The following is a 16,497-nucleotide window of genomic DNA, read 5'->3' as shown; positions in this document are numbered from 1 at the left end:
TTGTGTGCGGAGTCTTGTCCGGTGTGAGCCGCCATGGGATGCGTGTGTCTGGGTATGATCAACCAGACACAAGCTCAAGAATTGAGCTTGTTGTGTGACTGTGTTGGGCTGATTTTGACTGGCGTAGTCCGACCATAACTATGTAAAATCCTCTGTGGCTCTCTCTTGAAGGCCAATTCAGAGGTTCCCTAGTTGTAGTTGCATAAAATCAAGGGGAAGACTTTGGCCTGTCGCTCAGAGGTGACTGCACGGAAGGCTGATCTGGGCAGGCGCCATGGCGCAGTATCCCCGTAACCATGGCCCACTGGAGCCGCTCATCCAGGGGGCTCAGCCACAGAATCAAGGGGGCGCGCCCCATACTGGGGCGCCGGCATTGCCTAAACTTGCGCCGTGTTGCTCCCATTGTGATGACTCCCCAAGTTGGCGAGGCGGCGCCTCCATTCACCCTGCCAGATGCCTCTGGCCAGTCGGTTTCATTAGCTGACTTTGCCGGACAACGGGTGGTGGTCTACTTCTATCCCAAGGACGACACTCCGGGCTGCACCAGGGAGGCGTCCAGCTTTCGGGATGCGTGGTCTGTCTTTGAGAAGCACAACATCAAGGTGCTGGGCATCAGCAAAGATCCCGCCAGCAGCCACACCAAGTTCATCGACAAGTACCAACTTCCCTTCACCTTGCTCACCGATGCGGAACCATGCCCCGTGGCCCTGGCCTACGGGAGTTACGGGCCCAAGACGTTCATGGGCCGTGAATACGTGGGCATGTCCCGCCACACGTTTGTGGTGGATCCGGAAGGCCGGGTGGAAAAGGTGTACACCAAAGTGAAGGCCGACGCCATGGCCAGCCAGATCCTCAGCGACCTGGGCCTCGATTGAGGTTCAGGCGTCAAGCCCTCCACCATCGGTCCTGGTCCGCAGCCGCAGCAAACCCTTCAACACCAGATGCGGGTCATGGTGAAGGGCCAGTTCCCTGGAGGCCAGTTGCCCAGCCGCCAGTTGGGTGTGAATTGCCTCCTGCAAGAGGGGAGCGTCACCGCCGGTGAGCCAGCACTCCCGGACGACCGCAGCCGTCGCCAGTGCCGCCATGGTGTTCACCACGGCGGCACTCAGACCGTGGATCACCCCATCCACCATGGCGTTGACGGTATCGGTGGCCAAGAAGCCAGGCTTGGCTGGATTCCAGGGCAAGGTTGGCCATGCCCTGGCCTGCGGGGAGACCACGCAGGGAAGGGAAGCAGTTCTCTGATGCAGGCTCTCAAGTTGCAACGCCACGCCCGGCAGGATGCGCCCTCCAGCAAAGCTGCCGTTGGAGGTCACGGCTGTCATGGTCAAGGCGGTGCCGGCATCCACCACCAGCACCCCGCCACCAGCGCTGCAACCAAACGCCTGCCAGCCCCCCAGCGCCCGGTCCACTCCCACGTGGGCGGGACAGTTGGCCAGGGGCATCTGACAGGTCTCAACTGGTGGGGGCCATGAACCCAGGCGAGTCTCCACCGATGGGGGGATCAATCCCACCGCGGCCCAGCGCATCGTGGCGGGCTGCACCTGCCAGGGGGGCCAATCCCCGTCCCAATGCTGGAGCAACGGCCCTGGGCCTGAACTCTGCGGTGTGCCCAAGCCCCAGTGCAAGCGGCTATTGCCCACCAGCAGCGCTGTAACGGCCATCAACCCGGTGGGTGCGCCGTGGCGGTAGAGGCGGTCTCCTCTAGATGCAGACCACATTCCCCGTGGGGGCGTTGCCCCCGGAAACGAGTGGACCGACCGGACACCTGGCCGTCAGGGGCGCTGGAGTGCCAGTCCCCAACCGTGCTGTAACCCTCCTTGAACAGGGGATGCTGGGGCAGCCCGTGCTCCTCCAGGTAGTAATAGATGTCTTTGCTGGTCCAATCCAGTAGGGGATGGAGGGTCCAACGCCCCCGCAACCGGTCCAGCACGGTCATGGAACGGCGGTGGGCGGTTTGGTTGCGACGCACCCCGCTGGCCCAGCAGCGCACATCCAGTTGGTCCAGGGCTGTTTCCAGGGGCTCCACCTTGCGCATCTGTAGGTAGCGCTCCATGTCCCCAGGCTGGTCCGATTCCCAAAGGAGACCATACAGGGCCTCCATACGGGCGGCGCTGAGCACGGGTTGGGCCACGTGCAACTCGAAGCCTAGCCGCTCTTCCAGCTCCCTGGCATAGCGGTAGGTTTCACGGGGAAGGTAGCCCGTATCCACCCACACCACGGGAATGGCCGGTGCCGCCCGGTGGGCCATGTGGAGCAGCACGGCAGACTGGATGCCAAAGCTGGTGGTGAGCACAAAACTGCGCCCAAACTCCGCCGCACACCAGGCCAACTGGCCGGCAGGGGGCAGGGCGGACAGGCTGCTGCGCACTGTTGTCAAATCCTGGCCGGCCACCACTTCCCCCGTAGCAGGCCCCGCGATGCCCTGATTGAGGTCGGCAAAGCGCATTGGCCCGGCTGAATTGACCATCATCATGGCGGTGGCGTGTACTCCATCTTTTCACCTATCACCCCATGATGTGGATGGCTAGCGTCACGCACAATGCAATCGTCCCATGGTGGCCAGTTTCGTGTGGTGGTGGTTGGAGGTGGTTTTGCCGGCCTCACCACTGCCCTGGCTCTTGCCCACAAGCGCAGCAGTGTGTCGGTTGTGCTGGTGGAGCCCCAGGATCATTTCCTCTTCACCCCCCTGCTCTATGAGCTGCTCAGTGGTGAGTTGCAGACCTGGCAGGTGGCGCCAAAGCTGGAACACCTGCTGGCAGGGCACGGCATTGCCTGGCTGCAAGACCGGGTCACCAGCATTAACCGCCAGACCCGCTGCCTCACCACCAGCAGTGGTCGCAATCTGAGCTTTGATCGTCTTGTGCTGACATGTGGGGGGGTCCTGCAGTCCTTTGGTGTTGAAGGCGTTACGGACCATGCCGTTGGCTTCCGCACCATGGCTGATCTGCGGCGCCTGCAACACCTGGTGCAACGGCTGCAAACAACCCGGCCCCAACCCCTGCAACGCCTGGCCATTGTCGGGGCAGGCGCCAGTGGCGTGGAGCTGGCGTGCAAGTTGGCTGATCTACTGGTGGGCAAGTCGCTCATTGAGCTCATTGAGCAGGGGGACAAGATCCTGCCGGGAAGCCGTGAGTTCAATCGCCAGCAGGCCCTGACGGCGTTGCAACAACGGGATGTGTCGTTGCGCTGCCGTAGTCGCGTGCAGGGGGTGGCGGCGGATCACCTTACCCTTCTCGTTCAGGGAGAGACGGAAACCCTTCCCTGTGCTGGCGTGATCTGGACAGCGGGCCTGGCCGTGGCGCCCCCGCTTCTGCTGCCGTCGGCGCCGGTGGGCCCCCAGGGGCAGCTCATCTGCCAGGCAGACCTGCGGCTGGCGGGGGAGGAGGCCGTCTTTGCCGCCGGTGACGTGGCGGCAGTCCCAGACAAGAGAAGGCAGCAGCCCCCGCCAGCCACGGCCCAGGTGGCCATGCAGCAGGCGCCGGTGCTGGCCCATAACGTTCTGGCCTCCCTTGATGGGGAGCCCCTCCAGGACTTCCATTGGAACGACCTGGGGGAGATACTGAGCCTTGGTCGTGGCCAGGCCACCATCACGGCCAAGGGGTTCACTATGGCGGGACCAACGGCGGCCAGGTTGCGGGAAGTCACCTATCTGGTGCGGATGCCCGGAGCGGGGCACCGCCTGGCGGCGGCCGTGGGCTGGCTGGGGGAACACTTGGGGCCATGACCACCCTGCCTCGTCCCCGTGGCTTACTCATCGACGCCATGGGCACCCTCCTGGAACCCGCTGCTCCCGTGGCGCTCACCTATGCCCAGGCGGCGGCGGCCGTGGGTATTACGGTGTCCCCCGAGCACGTTGATCCCGCCTTTCGTGCGGCCTATGGATCAGCGCCGCCCATGGCGTTTCCGGATCGGTCGCCGAAGTCTCTGGATCAGCGGGAAAAGGAATGGTGGCTGGCCTGTGTGGGGGACACCTTTCAACGGGCCGGCCAGCCGTTGGAGAAGGCGGCGCTGCGGAAGCTGACTTGTCAACTCTTCTACCACTACGCCAGCCCAGAGGCCTGGGTGGTGCCGGAAGACGTGCCCCGTTGCCTACAGCGTTGGCACGGCGCCGGTCTCAAGCTGGCCGTGGTGAGCAACTTTGACAGCCGCCTGGATGCCTTGCTGGAGACCCTGGGGCTGCGCCGCTGGTTCACGGCCGTGCTCGTCTCAAGCCGTTGCGGGGTGGCCAAGCCCGATCCCCGGTTATTTCAGCTTGCCCTGGAGCGGCTGAGGCTGGCGCCCCATGAGGTGTGGCACCTGGGCGACACCGCGGCAGATCTACAAGGGGCCCGGGCGGCTGGAATCCGTTGCATTCTGGTGCAACGGACACAACCTGACCCGGCCACCACGGCGCCGGGCATGATGGAGGCTTGAATGAAGGGCTGCCGAGCCTCTCATGGACGCTCTCGTCACCCTGCTGATCTTGGTGCTGGCCATTGCTCTGTTCATCACGGCGGCCTTGCCGCCTGAAGTGGTGGGCCTGCTGGCCATGGGGCTGCTCATGGCCACCGGGGTGCTCTCCCCTGCCGAGGCCCTGGCCGGCTTTGCCAGCCCTGCGGTGATCACCCTGCTGGCCATGTTCGCCCTCTCGGCAGGGTTGTTCCGCAGTGGCGCCCTGGATCGCTTGCGGGAGTTGATGGGGGGCAACCGCATGAGGCACCCCCGGCAGTTGATCCAATTGTTTGTGGTGGCCATTGGACCCCTGGCGGGCATCCTGGCCAACACCCCCATCGTCGCCACCTTGATCCCGGTGGTGGAGGCCTGGTGTCAGCGCCGGGGCCTGCCGCCGTCGCGCCTGTTGCTGCCCCTCTCCACCGCCACCATCCTGGGGGGCACCCTCACCTTGATTGGCACCTCCACCAACCTCCTGGCCAGCGACCTGAGCCGCAGTGTTGGTGAAGAAATGGGATTCAACGGGGGCCTCCAACTCTTGACGCTGACGCCCATTGCCCTGCCGCTGTACGTGCTGGGCGGCGCCTACTTGATCTGGGTGGCGCCCCACCTGTTGCCGGAGCGGAACCGTGACGGGCTGGAACTTTTGGCCAGCCTCAGTCGTGATGGCTACCTGACGGAGGTGGAGGTGCCTGCCAACTCCATCCTGGTGGGCCAGACCCTGCACAACAGCCGTCTACAGCGCCGCTTTGACGTGGATGTTCTGGAGTTGCAACGGGGGGGTGAGCGGTTCTCGCCCCCCTTTGCGGATCGGGTGCTCAGCGGTGGGGACCGCCTGCTGCTGCGGTGCAGCCGGGCCGATCTGCTGCGGTTGCAGCAGGAGCACACCGTGATCCTGGCGGTCCCGGCATCCGGGGAGCAAGGCGCCGAGGAAACGGCCACCCAGCGGATGGTGGAAGTGCTGCTGCCTGCTGGCTCCTTCCTGGCTGGGGCCTCGCTGCGGGAGTTGCGGTTTCGGCAGCGCTTCAATGCCACGGTCATTGCCCTGCGCCGTGGCCAGGAGCTGGTGCGGGAACGGCTGGGGCAGGTGGTGTTGCGGGCCGGGGACGTGCTGTTGCTCCAGGCGCCTCTGGACAGTCTCCGGGGTCTTCAAGCCAGCAGTGATCTGGTGGTGATGGACAAAATTGAGCACGAATTGCCCGCCACCGCCAAAAAATATCCCACCATCCTCATCGGCCTGGCCGTCCTGGTGGTCAGTGGTCTGGGGATCATGCCCCTGGTGGCCGCAGTTTGTTTGGGGGTGGTGGCCATGGTGGTGGTGGGCAGCCTTCGCCCTGGCGATCTCCAGCAGGCGGTGCGTTGGGAGTTGATCCTGCTGGTGGGGTCCCTGTACGGCTTCAGCACGGCGCTGGTGAAAACCGGTCTGGCGGGGGAGATGGCCACCCGACTGGTGACCTTGACCGGGGACTGGCCAGCCTACGGGGTGCTGGTCACCATTTATCTGGTCACCACCCTGACCACGGAAGTGATGAGCAATGCCGCCGCGGTAGTGCTCTGCCTGCCAATAGCTGCCCGCATTGGCCTGGATCTGCAGATTGACCCCATGGCCTGCGTGGTATGCATTGTCTTTGCAGCAAGCTGGAGCTTTATCACCCCCTTTGGGTATCAGACCAACTTGATGGTGTTTGGCCCGGGAGGCTACCGCATCCAGGACATGGTGCGCTACGGCACCCCCCTCACGATCCTGGCGACGCTGCTGGTGCCCCTGCTGACGGTTTGGCAATTCGGCCTTTAAGTAGGATCCCTGGCCATGCCCCTGCATCCGGCCATGGTCCCACCCAGCCCCAGCACCACCACCGGCAACGAGAAAGAGGTGGTGCGCGCCTATTTCAACGGGACTGGTTTTGAGCGCTGGCGCCGCATCTACAGCAACACCCAGGACGTGAACAGGGTACAGGAGCACATCCGCCGCGGCCACAACAAAACTGTTGCCGCCGTGCTGCATTGGCTTCAGGAGGACGGCGACGTCAAGATCCGCAGCTTCTGTGATGCCGGCTGTGGCGTGGGTTCCCTCACCCTGCCCCTGGCGGCCATGGGCGCCAGGCGGATTGCCGCCAGCGACCTGTCTGAAGCCATGTTGTCCGAAGCCCGACAGCGGGCTGTTGCCGCCGGCGTCAGCGCTGAGCAAGTGCGGTTTCATGTGGCTGATTTGGAGGCCCTGGGGGGTGAATTCCACACGGTCGTCTGCCTGGACGTGTTCATCCATTACCCCCAACAGGCAGCGGAGGCCATGGTGCGCCACCTGGCCAGCTTGAGTCAGAATCGTCTGATCGTCAGCTTTGCCCCCTACAGCCTGTCCCTGTCCCTGCTCAAAGCCGTCGGCAGCATGTTCCCCGGCGCCAGCAAGGCGACCCGGGCCTACACCCTGAAAGAATCCGGCATTGTGGCCGCCGCCGCCGCCGCCGGATTTCGGCCCACCGGTCGTCATCTGTTTTGCAATGCACCGTTTTACTTTTCACGGCTGCTGGAATTCCAGCGGTGTTAATGCTTCGCCTCAGCGCGGACAGTGGCAAAGATCTCCTCCAGGATGGCTGCGGCGCCCTGGTCCTTGAGGGCCACGGCCAGTTGTCGGCCCACCGCTTCGGGGGTGTGACGGGGGCCGTGGCGTTGGTTCCGGATCAGGGTTTGGCCATCCAGACTGGCCACCATGCCGGTGAGTATCACAGTCTCGCCGTTGATGGCGCTGTTGACCCCGATGGGCACCTGACACCCCCCTTCCAGTTCCCGCAGAAAGGCCCGTTCCGCCAAGCAGCGGTCCCGGGTGTCGTCATGGTTCAGAACGCGGATCTGCTCCAGAACCTCCTGGTTGTCGGCCACACACTCAATGCCAAGGGCCCCCTGACCCACCGCGTGGAGGGAAATTTCAGGGGCAATCACCTGGTGGATGCGACCGGCCAGCCCCAACCGCTCCAACCCCGCTGCCGCAAGAATCAGTCCGTCGTAAAGACCGGCATCCAACTTCTCCAGCCGGGTGAGCACATTGCCCCGAACATCCTTGAACACCAAGTGGGGATAATGGTGGCGCAACTGGGCCAGACGGCGCAGCGAACTGGTGCCAATGCGGCTGCCCTCCGGCAGGGTCTCCAGACGATGCTCCTTGAAACGCCCATTGACGGCCAGCACGTCGGCGGGATCTTCCCGCGCCGTGATGCAGCCCAGCATCAACCCCTCCGGCAGGGCCGTGGGTAGATCCTTGAGGGAGTGGACAGCAATCTCGGCCCGCCCCAGAAACATCTGGGCTTCCAACTCCTTGGTGAACAAGCCCTTATCACCAATTTTGGCAAGGGCCACGTCCAACACCTTGTCACCCTGGGTGGCCATGGCCTCCACCGACACCTGTAAACCCGGATGGGCCTTTTCCAGTTCTACCTTGACCCAGTTTGTCTGCACCATGGCCAACTGGCTGCGACGGGAGGCAATGCGGAGACAGGCGGCTTGGATCACCGGAGAGGGGTGCGGGCAATGCCAGCCACCATAGGCTGCCGACCTAGCGTTGCCCTACTTGATGTATTCCTTGAGGACACCGTTGCGGTTGGGGTGGCGCAGCTTGCGCAGGGCCTTGGCCTCAATCTGGCGAATCCGCTCCCGGGTCACCTCAAAGATCTGGCCAATGTCTTCAAGGGTTTTCATGCGGCCATCATCCAGACCGTAGCGCAGGCGCAACACATCCCGTTCCCGAGGACTCAGGGTGGCCAACACACTTTCCAGATCCTCCCGCAACAGGTTCTTGGCCACGTCCTGGTCAGGATTCTCGGTGCCGGACTCGATAAAGTCCCCGAGGCGAGAATCCTCCTCCTTGCCAATGGGTGTTTCCAGAGAAATGGGCAACTGGGCACTCTTGGCGATGAAGCGCAACTTCTCAATGGTCATCTCCATGCGTTCGGCAATTTCCTCTTCACTGGGTTTGCGGCCCAACTCCTGGCTCAGGGTTTTGGTGCTCTTTTTGATGCGGGAGATTGTTTCGTAGAGATGGACAGGCAGGCGGATGGTGCGGGATTGATCGGCGATGGCGCGGGTGATGGCCTGGCGGATCCACCAAGTGGCATAGGTGGAAAACTTGTACCCCTTCTCATGGTCGAATTTTTCCGCCGCCCGCACCAGACCCAGGCTTCCTTCCTGAATCAAGTCCTGGAAGGAGAGGCCGCGGTTCATGTACTTTTTCGCAATGGACACCACCAAGCGCAGATTTGACTGCACCATCTTCTCCTTGGCCCGCCGACCCAGCTTCAGACGTCTCTTGAAGTTGCGACAGGGCATGGAAACCTGTTCAGCCCACTCACTCACGGAGGGGTAGCGCTCGTTTTCATGGAAGTAGGTCTCCGCCGCCTGCTCCAGGTACAGCAGGTCGGCAATTTTCCGCGCCAACTCAATCTCCTCGTCCGGGCGCAAGAGGCGAATACGGCCAATTTCCTGGAGATAGACGCGAATGGAGTCTTCCGTGTACACCCCCTTTACGCCCGCCCTGGCAGAAGACTGGGCACCATGACGGGAACGCTTTTGCGCTCCCGGAGTTGTTTTGGCGTTCGCTGCACCGCTGCTGTCGGAGCGGGCTGCAGCGGGGGATTGGGTCCCAGTGGGTGCGGCCTTGATCTTGGCCGGGCTTTTCGTCTTTTGGGGTTGATTGGACAGATCAGCCTGGACAACAGCAGGTTGTGGCCCCGCAGAGCCCCGGTCCCTGGTGAGGGACGGGCTGGCGGCCAGGGCGTGCCCGGAGCTCATGGGTTCCGGTTTCTGCCCCCTGGGATCCCTGCGCGGGGATGGGACCTGTTGTCCGAGGGCGGGCTGTTGTTGTACCGATCTGGCCTTCAACAAGGCAGCTTTCGCCCGCGCCAGTCCTTTGACGGTGAGGCGGATTTTGACCCGGGTTCCATTGGCCTGGGCAGTGGCACTGAGTCTGCGCAGAATGGCCCTGAGGCGTGCCAGCCTCTGTTTGATGGCAGCGCTGGGCATGGCTTCGGCGCCAATTCCCTTAGCTGCAGCTGCCTCGCCCGCCGTCACCTGGTGAAGACCGGCTGCTGAAGCTGAACCGTTGTTGCTAGCGCCATTGCCTGATCCACCGGAACCTGTTGCTGTAGAGGGGGGAAGCATGGGTGCCAGCCAGCTGGCGGGGTGCTGCTGGATGTTGAGGGACCTCTGAGGCAGTGCTTCCGACAACGACTGTCCAGACTGGAGAAACTGTGGGGGCTGCAGCAGCCTGTCTTTCATGGCCACAGAAGGAAGACCTTTGGGCATCTGCTGGGCGTTGGTTGTGCGTTCTGCACAATCTGCTTTTGCGGAAAGTGGACTCATGGGCAAGGAACCTGGTGGGACATGAACAAGCAACAACGGCTCCAGGCAGCCAAGACGTTTTCAACTGCGGTTGATTCCTGCCGAGGCAGGACACAGAAGACATGGCGTAGGAGGGTGGCTTATTGGATTGATCGGCTGATTTGTGGGAAGGCTCAGGTGATCAACGTCAATGCAGGGTGACGTGGGAGGTCAGCTCAAGGGTCAGGAAGGGCTTCCAGATAAAAGACCAGTGGTCTCATCTCTCCTGAGGCAAGCGACTGACCGCGCTTCACCTGATTTGGCAAGGGCCAATATGCTGTCATGCTAGACAACTCCTTACGTCTCTGCAACTCTGTTTCTGGCATCTGCTTCTCCCCTTTTGCTGGACGTGTTGGTGGAGATTGGTCAGGGGACCCTGCTGCTCACCTACGTCAACAACCCCACTGAACCCGTTGAGACTGGTGACCTGGTGTGGGTGCCCGTGCGGAAACAGCTCCATGCCGGCCTGGTGATGGCGGAGCGCCCGGAGCCCCCTGCCGGGGTGCCCAAGCAGCAGTTGCAAACCGTTAAGAAGCTGATTCTGAAGGGTGCCTTCAGCAGGGTTTGGCGGCAACTCATTGGCTGGTGCGCCGAGCACACCCATACCTCTCAGCTTCAGGTTCTGCGCACGGCCCTGCCACCAGGGTTGCTTGGCCAACGGGCTGGGAACCACAAACTCCCCCAAGGCCGGCGGCAACTCTGGGTTGAACGGCAGCCACACCCCTGTACTCAACAGGACGTGACAGAACGTCAGCAACACCTGCTCCACTGTCTGGATCGCCATGCCCCACAAGGCTGCTGGCTGAAGGACCTCTTGCAAGACAGCGGCTGCAGCCGTGCGCCAGTGGAGAATCTCGTCAAGGCAGGCCTGCTGATGATGGAACATCGCCACCACATAGCGCCAGAGCAACCCCAACTTCAGCCATCCGGCTCTGGCCATACCCCTGAAACCCCACAGCGACTCACCCCTGACCAGTCCCGGGTTCTGGCCTCCTTAACCGCACCCACCGGACTGCCCACCGGAGGGGGGAGAGAGGTTTTGCTGTGGGGCATCACCGGTTCGGGCAAGACGGAGATCTATCTCCAGGCAGCAGCCTTCTGGTTGGCCCAGGGACGGGACGTGCTCATCCTGTGCCCGGAAATTGGCCTGATTCCCCAGCTTCTGGATCGCTGTCACCGCCGCTTCCCTGACCGTGTGCTCTCCTACTCCAGCCACCTGAGCGATGGGGAACGGCGTCGAACCTGGGAGCACTGCCGCCATGGTGGCCCCTGGTTGGTGGTGGGAACCCGCTCCGCCGTGTTTCTGCCCCTGGCGCGGCTGGGCCTGGTGGTGCTGGATGAGGAGCACGACCCGTCCTACAAGCAGGAGGCCCCCATGCCCTGCTATCATGCCCGCGACGTGGCCCGCCACCGGACCCAGCAGGATGGGGCATGCCTTCTGCTGGGCAGCGCCACCCCCAGCCTGGAGAGTTGGCGCCGGTGCCGGGCTGGCCCGTGCCAACTGCTACGGCTCAAGGAGCGGGTGGCCGGTGGCCAGCTTCCTGCGATTCGGGTGGTGGACATGCGACAGGAGTTGGCCAGGGGGCAACGCACGGCCATCAGCAGACCCCTGCGGGATCGGCTGGAGACCGTCTGTGGTCGCGGTGAGCAGGCCGTGGTATTTGTGCCGCGTCGGGGTTACAGCCCGTTTCTGAACTGCCGCAGTTGCGGGGAAGCGATGATGTGTCCCCACTGTGCCTTGCCCCTCACGGTGCATCGCCACCACGGCCCCGGCGCCCACCATGACGTTCTGCGCTGCCACTGGTGCAACCACCGGCAACCGTTACAGACCCACTGCCACCAGTGTGGCTCCAGGGCGTTCAAACCCTTCGGGATCGGCACCCAGCGGGTGGTGGAACTGCTGCAGCAGCAACTCCCTGGCCTGCGCCTCTTGCGCTACGACCACGACACCACCCGGGGCAAGGACGGCCACCGGCGCATCCTGGAACAGTTTGCCCGCCACCGTGCGGACGTGCTGGTGGGCACCCAGATGCTGGCCAAGGGTATGGACCTGCCCAACGTGACCATGGCGGTGGTGTTGGCGGCGGACGGTCTGATGCATCGGCCGGATCTACGGGCCCAGGAACAGGCGTTGCAGGTGTTTTTCCAGTTGGCGGGTCGGGCCGGGAGGGGCATGAAACCCGGCGAGGTGCTGGTGCAGACCTATGCGCCGGAGCACGTGGTGGTGCGCAGCCTGGTGGAGGGCTGTTATGATCGCTTCCTCAATCAGGAGATGGAAAGCCGGCGGCGCCATGGGCTGGTGCCCTATGTTCGCGCCTGCCTGCTGCGCCTCAGCGGCGCCAGTGCCCGCACCACTGCCAATGGGGCAGCACTCCTGGCAGCCCACTTGAGCCCCCGGTTGCATCACCGGAGATGGACCGTGGTGGGTCCGGCGCCAGCCCCCGTGGCCCGTGTGGCCCGACGCAGCCGCTGGCAGTTGTTGCTCCACGGACCGGAAGGTCCCCTGCCCTTGCCACCAGGGCAAGAGTTGCGGTCAGTGCTGCCCCGTGGCGTGGATCTGACCATTGACCCCGATCCCATGCACCTCTGAGACAGGAGGCGTTAGCCGGAGATCATGGTGCCAATGCCGGCATCCGTGAAAATTTCCTGCAGCAGGGCATGGGAAACCCGTCCATCAAGGATGTGGGCGGAGCACACACCCTGAGCCAGGGCACGGATGCAACACTCGGTTTTTGGGACCATGCCTCCGCTCACCACCCCGGCGGCCATGAGGGCGCGGGCCTCGCCAATGGTGAGATGCTCCAGCAACGTACCGGCCACACCCGGTTGGCGCAAGATTCCAGGTGTATCGGTGAGCAGGATTAGCTTTTCCGCATGAAGTGCCGCCGCAACTTCTCCGGCCACAATGTCGGCGTTGATGTTGTGGGACACACCGGAAGGATCCGCAGCCACGCTGGAGATCACCGGGATGTAGCCCTGCTCCAGCAGGGGCATCAGCAGACCGGGATTCACCCGCTCCACTTCACCCACCAGGCCGATGGAGCCGTTGTCGTAGGGACGGGCCTGCACCAGTTGGCCGTCACTTCCGGACAGGCCCACCGCCAGGCCGCCTTGATGGTTGATGCCGTTGACAATTTGCTTGTTGACCCGACCCACCAGCACCATCTCCACCACCTCCATGGTCTCGGCACTGGTGACCCGCAGCCCGGCGTGGAACTCCGGCTCAATGGCCAGCCTGGTCAACCAGGTGTTGATCTCTGGACCACCCCCATGGACCATCACGGGACGGAGGCCGACACACGCCAGAAGGGTGATGTCACGGAACACGGCATGGCGCAGGTGCTCCTGCACCATGGCGGCGCCCCCGTACTTGATCACCACCGTACGCCCGGCAAAGCGCTGGATGTAGGGCAGGGCCTCGGACAGCACCTGTACCCGCGCCAGGTCAGGGGTGATGGGCGAAGACGGGTCCATGGCAACGTGATTCAGCAACTGAGCAGTTGCACCTCAATGCAGTGGGAATCAACCACCACCACCGCCGCCTCAAGGCCGGGGCCAAAGAAGCGGGCCAGGCGGTCCCTCCTGTCAAACCAGGCCTGACTCTCCTCCTCGGAACCCAGTCGGAAGCGCATGGTGAGTTGATAGTGGCCCTGCACATCATTCTCCCTGAGCCCTGTCAACTGCGGCGGCTTGTCCCGATGCCAAAGCTTGAGGATCTCCAGGGAACTCTCCAGATGGGCCTTCTGGCCGTAGCGCCAGCGCCGCACGTCCTTCACCAGGCGCCGTTGCACCTCCGTTGCCACGGTTTGCCGCAATGTCCGGCTTTGGGCATCCGGCGGTTGCAACCAGGGAACAGGCGGCAGCTCCGATGATTTCAGGGCCAGGCCGCCCAAAAGTACGGGAATACCAGAGAAGAGGCCTACCAGGTTGAGGGTGGGGTGATCCGTGGCATAGGCAACCAGGCCAAACACGGCCAGGGACGTGCCTGAAACAGTGATCCAGCTTCCTGGGGAAAGTAAGGAACCCATGGAGCAATTTCAAAAGCCGTCGTTCAGCATGGTGGATGGTGGTGGTCATTGGGCCTCCACCCACCGTTCAACGTCGATTACCCTCCCATGGCCACCAACAGCAACATGCCGGATCAGAAATTGGGGCAGGTCCCTGCCCTCATGAAAGCCCTTCAGGAGGACCGCCGCTGGCTGCTGCGCCACCTGGACGAGGGGCACTGGAGTGCATTCCGCCTGGACTTGGCGGCCCTGGAACGTGAACTGGGCCAACTCCTGGAGTTCTGCGAAACCCAGGTGGAGTCCGGCTGAAGAACCAACGGTGCCGGATGCTCAGAAGGGAATGTCGTCCTCGGGGTTGAGATCCGACGTGGAATCCGGCACCAGGGGCTGAGCAGCCGCTGGGATGCCTGTTGGCGGGGACTGCTGGAGCGGATGGAGGCGATTGAGAATAAGTTCCGCCTGCTTCTGCATCCCGACGCCATCGGGACGGGGCGTGTTGTGCATCATGAGGCGCCCCTCCAGAAGCACCTTCCGGCCCGGTTGGGCCTGCTGCTCCACGGTTGTGGCCAGGTCCCGCCAGGCGGTGACCTTCAAGGTGGGTTTGGGGTCACCCTCCCGCAGCGGGTCAAAGCACACCAGCATGTCCGCCACGGGGACCTGGTCCCCCTGGGTGTAGCGCAGCTTGGGGGGCTCCTGCACAACGGCTTCCAGCAAGCAATGGTTCATGACGGTTGTTCCTCCTTGAAGAACTAGACAGTGATCTGGGTAACGGGGCAAGCCACCAGTGGCTTGGGTCAAGGGAGCGCCAGGCAGATGTTCCCTTGGCAACAAGGCGTGTGCCTGGTCTCAGGTTTCCCCTCTGGCGGTGGTTCAACCCTAAGTCCTCGATTCTCATGCCTTGGTTCCCTGTGATGCCCCCTCCCTGGAGACGCCGCGGCTGGATCTGGCTGGTGGCCGGCACGGAGGATGGTGTCTGGGCAGCCCGGCAATTGCTAGCGCTGGCGGTGCCTGTTCGGGTCCAGGTGGTGAGCCCAAGGGCCTGCCGGGCCTACGGGCCGTTGACCGCCAATCCGGCCTTTCAGTGCCAGGCCATGGCCATGGGACCAGGGGACATTCATCAAGTGTTGGCCGGTCCGGCGCCGCCAGCGCTGGTGGTGGATGCCACCCACCCCTTTGCCCTGAGGATCACCCGGACGCTCCACAGCGCCTGTAGCGCGGCAGCCGTCCCTTACCTGCGTCTCCAGCGCCCTCAAATCCAACCAGGGGCAGCCACCCTGATGCACCGCCTGGAGGCGGTGCAGGACTTGGGCCAAAGCTCCCTTCTAGCAGCCATCGGCTCCCGCAGCCTGGCCCGGCTGGTGGCTTGGCACGGGCCTCGGCACACCGCCGCCCGCATCCTGCCCACGGCAACGGCTCTGCAACAGGCCCTCGCAGCGGGCTTGCCACCGGAGCGCATCGCCCCCCTCCAGCCCGTCAGCGCCAGCCATGGGGAGATGCATCTACCTCCTGATCCCGCCACTTCCCTGGAAGCGGCCCTCTGCCGCCGTTGGGCCGTTGACGTGGTGTTGGCTCGCCAGTCGGGAGGAACACCCGAGCGCCATTGGCACCGGGTTTGTGCCGCCGTGGGGGTATCGCTGTGGCTGCTGCGGCGTCCACAGGAGTCTGGCCCCATGGTTGTCTGCACCAGGGACACCTTGTGCCAACGGGTCCAGGACTGTCTCTGGAAAACGTGGTCACGGGCTGCTGATACCTGAGGTTGACAGTGAGTTCCTCCAGCAGCACTGTCACCACCTCTTCTGCGCCTTGAAAGAGGCAGCGGGCAACAGATACGTAGCCCGGTTCCTCCGTATCCACCGCCGTTGTTTGCTCGAAACACCCCCCTGCCTGGGCAACAGCAGCGCCCGATGTCAGCAGGACAGTGCCCCAAGATGCCACCAGGGCAACAGCCGCCAACATCAGCAGGAAACGCAGCAGGTCAACAAAAAACGCAGCAACCGCGCCAGCACCACATCGGCATCGACTCAAACAAATACCCCAAAAGCCCCAGGGCAATCACCCCGGCAGCCACTCCTTCAGGGGCACAAACAAGATCAGCAGACAACCCAAAACATCACCGTCTTCTGCACTTCGGTCAGCTTGAGCCCCTTCCGCTCACCAGGAGTTACATCCGCTTGCTGACCGGCGATGTTTACCGTTGTGGGGTCGTCTGGAGTGGGGGAGTCCGTTTCGCTCACCTGGTGACGGCCGCTGTTGCTGTTGTCGCTGGGGGGCGGGGGGTCTTTCTAGACAGTGATGTTAACAACCACGAAGGCAGGGACGGTTGGTTCGTGGATGGCAACAAGCTACAGCAATTCACACAGCCTTTCATGAGCAATTAGCCGTCAACAGCAATGCAGTTGCCGCAACAATTAGGAGCTTGAAGAAACAGTTCTGATCAGATCGCCGAGGTCGCTATCCCGCAACCAGAAGAGGCCCGCCCGTCCCGAAAGCCGGGCTCTGGGACTATTCGAGGCTGTAGGGAATCGATGAATGATGGAGATTGATTGTCAAATCACCATCGACAAGGATATAGCCAAAGATATACTCCATCTTTGTCTCGTTACCGTCTGGGCCAGTGAAGTAATAGTTGCCCATGGGCATTGCAGAATTGTCGTCGGTGTAGATATTGTTGCTCTGCCAGCGAACATCG

16 protein-coding genes are annotated in these 16,497 nt (G+C 63.1%); 8 read left to right on the top strand and 8 right to left on the bottom strand.

All coding sequences use genetic code 11. The annotated features are described in order from the left end of the window. Nucleotides 1-407: 407 nt before the first annotated feature. Nucleotides 408-875 (top strand): thioredoxin-dependent thiol peroxidase, encoded by a 468-nt coding sequence (gene bcp / locus FLM9_RS06320; RefSeq protein WP_074457771.1) that lies wholly within the window; start codon nucleotides 408-410, stop codon nucleotides 873-875. Between the two features lie 3 nt (nucleotides 876-878). Here the strand turns inward: bcp and FLM9_RS06315 are convergent, their stop codons facing one another. Next, entirely contained in the window at nucleotides 879-1,721 is an 843-nt protein-coding gene (locus tag FLM9_RS06315; RefSeq protein ID WP_081340257.1) for a type III pantothenate kinase, read from the bottom strand. Then, nucleotides 1,664-2,470 (bottom strand): phosphoadenylyl-sulfate reductase, encoded by an 807-nt coding sequence (locus FLM9_RS06310; protein ID WP_438801341.1) that lies wholly within the window; start codon nucleotides 2,468-2,470, stop codon nucleotides 1,664-1,666. The genes FLM9_RS06315 and FLM9_RS06310 overlap by 58 nt, the downstream gene beginning before the upstream one ends. Before the next feature lie 72 nt (nucleotides 2,471-2,542). Here FLM9_RS06310 and FLM9_RS06305 point away from each other — a divergent pair, with 72 nt between their 5' ends. Genes FLM9_RS06305 through bchM form a run of 4 tightly spaced genes read left to right on the top strand, consistent with a single transcriptional unit; the run spans nucleotide 2,543 to nucleotide 6,979 of the window. Further along, the gene (locus tag FLM9_RS06305) at nucleotides 2,543-3,727 is read left to right on the top strand and encodes an NAD(P)/FAD-dependent oxidoreductase (RefSeq protein ID WP_074457769.1); all 1,185 of its coding nucleotides are present in this window, start codon (nucleotides 2,543-2,545) and stop codon (nucleotides 3,725-3,727) included. Continuing rightward, nucleotides 3,724-4,416, top strand: a complete 693-nt coding sequence (locus tag FLM9_RS06300) for an HAD-IA family hydrolase (protein ID WP_074457768.1) — start codon at nucleotides 3,724-3,726, stop codon at nucleotides 4,414-4,416. Before FLM9_RS06305 ends, FLM9_RS06300 begins: the two co-directional genes overlap by 4 nt. Before the next feature lie 22 nt (nucleotides 4,417-4,438). Then, on the top strand, nucleotides 4,439-6,229 hold the full coding sequence (locus FLM9_RS06295) for an SLC13 family permease (protein WP_074457767.1): 1,791 nt from the start codon (nucleotides 4,439-4,441) through the stop codon (nucleotides 6,227-6,229). 33 nt (nucleotides 6,230-6,262) lie between these two features. Then, complete coding sequence (bchM, locus tag FLM9_RS06290; RefSeq protein ID WP_074457777.1) at nucleotides 6,263-6,979, top strand: magnesium protoporphyrin IX methyltransferase; 717 nt, start codon at nucleotides 6,263-6,265, stop codon at nucleotides 6,977-6,979. Here bchM and hemC read toward each other — a convergent pair. Together hemC and rpoD are read right to left on the bottom strand one after the other, a co-directional pair. Beyond that, nucleotides 6,976-7,935: a hydroxymethylbilane synthase gene (gene hemC, locus FLM9_RS06285; RefSeq protein ID WP_074457776.1), complete on the bottom strand. Its 960-nt coding sequence runs from the start codon at nucleotides 7,933-7,935 to the stop codon at nucleotides 6,976-6,978. The genes bchM and hemC overlap by 4 nt on opposite strands. Before the next feature lie 57 nt (nucleotides 7,936-7,992). After that, nucleotides 7,993-9,213: an RNA polymerase sigma factor RpoD gene (gene rpoD / locus FLM9_RS06280; RefSeq protein WP_081340256.1), complete on the bottom strand. Its 1,221-nt coding sequence runs from the start codon at nucleotides 9,211-9,213 to the stop codon at nucleotides 7,993-7,995. Nucleotides 9,214-10,150: 937 nt separating this feature from the next. On the opposite strand from rpoD, the gene priA reads away from it, so the two are divergent. Beyond that, a complete protein-coding gene (priA, locus tag FLM9_RS06275) occupies nucleotides 10,151-12,391 on the top strand; it encodes a replication restart helicase PriA (protein WP_257243033.1) in 2,241 nt (746 codons plus the stop codon). A gap of 11 nt (nucleotides 12,392-12,402) precedes the next feature. On the opposite strand, the gene argB is transcribed toward priA, so the two are convergent. Both argB and FLM9_RS06265 read right to left on the bottom strand, forming a co-directional pair. Continuing rightward, nucleotides 12,403-13,275: an acetylglutamate kinase gene (gene argB, locus FLM9_RS06270; RefSeq protein WP_074457774.1), complete on the bottom strand. Its 873-nt coding sequence runs from the start codon at nucleotides 13,273-13,275 to the stop codon at nucleotides 12,403-12,405. A gap of 11 nt (nucleotides 13,276-13,286) precedes the next feature. Further along, nucleotides 13,287-13,829 (bottom strand): DUF2854 domain-containing protein, encoded by a 543-nt coding sequence (locus FLM9_RS06265; RefSeq protein WP_074457765.1) that lies wholly within the window; start codon nucleotides 13,827-13,829, stop codon nucleotides 13,287-13,289. An 87-nt stretch (nucleotides 13,830-13,916) separates the two neighbouring features. Here FLM9_RS06265 and FLM9_RS06260 point away from each other — a divergent pair, with 87 nt between their 5' ends. Further along, the gene (locus FLM9_RS06260; RefSeq protein WP_081340255.1) at nucleotides 13,917-14,117 is read left to right on the top strand and encodes a DUF8666 family protein; all 201 of its coding nucleotides are present in this window, start codon (nucleotides 13,917-13,919) and stop codon (nucleotides 14,115-14,117) included. A 21-nt stretch (nucleotides 14,118-14,138) separates the two neighbouring features. Here FLM9_RS06260 and FLM9_RS06255 read toward each other — a convergent pair whose 3' ends face one another. After that, nucleotides 14,139-14,534, bottom strand: a complete 396-nt coding sequence (locus FLM9_RS06255; RefSeq protein WP_074457764.1) for a single-stranded DNA-binding protein — start codon at nucleotides 14,532-14,534, stop codon at nucleotides 14,139-14,141. 167 nt (nucleotides 14,535-14,701) lie between these two features. Between FLM9_RS06255 and FLM9_RS06250 the strand changes: the two genes are divergently transcribed. Further along, nucleotides 14,702-15,562 carry a precorrin-6A/cobalt-precorrin-6A reductase gene (locus FLM9_RS06250; protein ID WP_081340252.1) on the top strand — a complete coding sequence of 287 codons (861 nt, stop codon included), beginning with the start codon at nucleotides 14,702-14,704 and terminating at the stop codon, nucleotides 15,560-15,562. A gap of 748 nt (nucleotides 15,563-16,310) precedes the next feature. On the opposite strand, the gene FLM9_RS08390 is transcribed toward FLM9_RS06250, so the two are convergent. Then, on the bottom strand, nucleotides 16,311-16,497 hold a 187-nt coding region (locus FLM9_RS08390), incomplete at its 5' end, for a metal-independent carbonic anhydrase family protein (RefSeq protein ID WP_498039859.1).

The sequence above is a fragment of the Candidatus Synechococcus spongiarum genome (genome assembly GCF_900047545.1).
In the GTDB taxonomy this organism is placed as follows: Bacteria; Cyanobacteriota; Cyanobacteriia; order PCC-6307; family Cyanobiaceae; genus Synechococcus_B; species Synechococcus_B spongiarum_C.
The sequence above is the reverse complement of the archived record's forward strand: the minus strand, read 5'-3'. Positions and strand labels throughout refer to the sequence as shown.

Coding starts and splice junctions, on each gene's coding strand:
- bcp (WP_074457771.1), top strand. CDS start 408: ATGACTCCCCAAGTTGGCGAGGCGGCGCCTCCATTCACCCTGCCAGAT.
- FLM9_RS06315 (WP_081340257.1), bottom strand. CDS start 1,721: ATGTGGTCTGCATCTAGAGGAGACCGCCTCTACCGCCACGGCGCACCC.
- FLM9_RS06310 (WP_438801341.1), bottom strand. CDS start 2,470: ATGGTCAATTCAGCCGGGCCAATGCGCTTTGCCGACCTCAATCAGGGC.
- FLM9_RS06305 (WP_074457769.1), top strand. CDS start 2,543: ATGCAATCGTCCCATGGTGGCCAGTTTCGTGTGGTGGTGGTTGGAGGT.
- FLM9_RS06300 (WP_074457768.1), top strand. CDS start 3,724: ATGACCACCCTGCCTCGTCCCCGTGGCTTACTCATCGACGCCATGGGC.
- FLM9_RS06295 (WP_074457767.1), top strand. CDS start 4,439: ATGGACGCTCTCGTCACCCTGCTGATCTTGGTGCTGGCCATTGCTCTG.
- bchM (WP_074457777.1), top strand. CDS start 6,263: ATGGTCCCACCCAGCCCCAGCACCACCACCGGCAACGAGAAAGAGGTG.
- rpoD (WP_081340256.1), bottom strand. CDS start 9,213: ATGAGCTCCGGGCACGCCCTGGCCGCCAGCCCGTCCCTCACCAGGGAC.
- argB (WP_074457774.1), bottom strand. CDS start 13,275: ATGGACCCGTCTTCGCCCATCACCCCTGACCTGGCGCGGGTACAGGTG.
- FLM9_RS06265 (WP_074457765.1), bottom strand. CDS start 13,829: ATGGGTTCCTTACTTTCCCCAGGAAGCTGGATCACTGTTTCAGGCACG.
- FLM9_RS06260 (WP_081340255.1), top strand. CDS start 13,917: ATGGCCACCAACAGCAACATGCCGGATCAGAAATTGGGGCAGGTCCCT.
- FLM9_RS06255 (WP_074457764.1), bottom strand. CDS start 14,534: ATGAACCATTGCTTGCTGGAAGCCGTTGTGCAGGAGCCCCCCAAGCTG.
- FLM9_RS06250 (WP_081340252.1), top strand. CDS start 14,702: ATGCCTTGGTTCCCTGTGATGCCCCCTCCCTGGAGACGCCGCGGCTGG.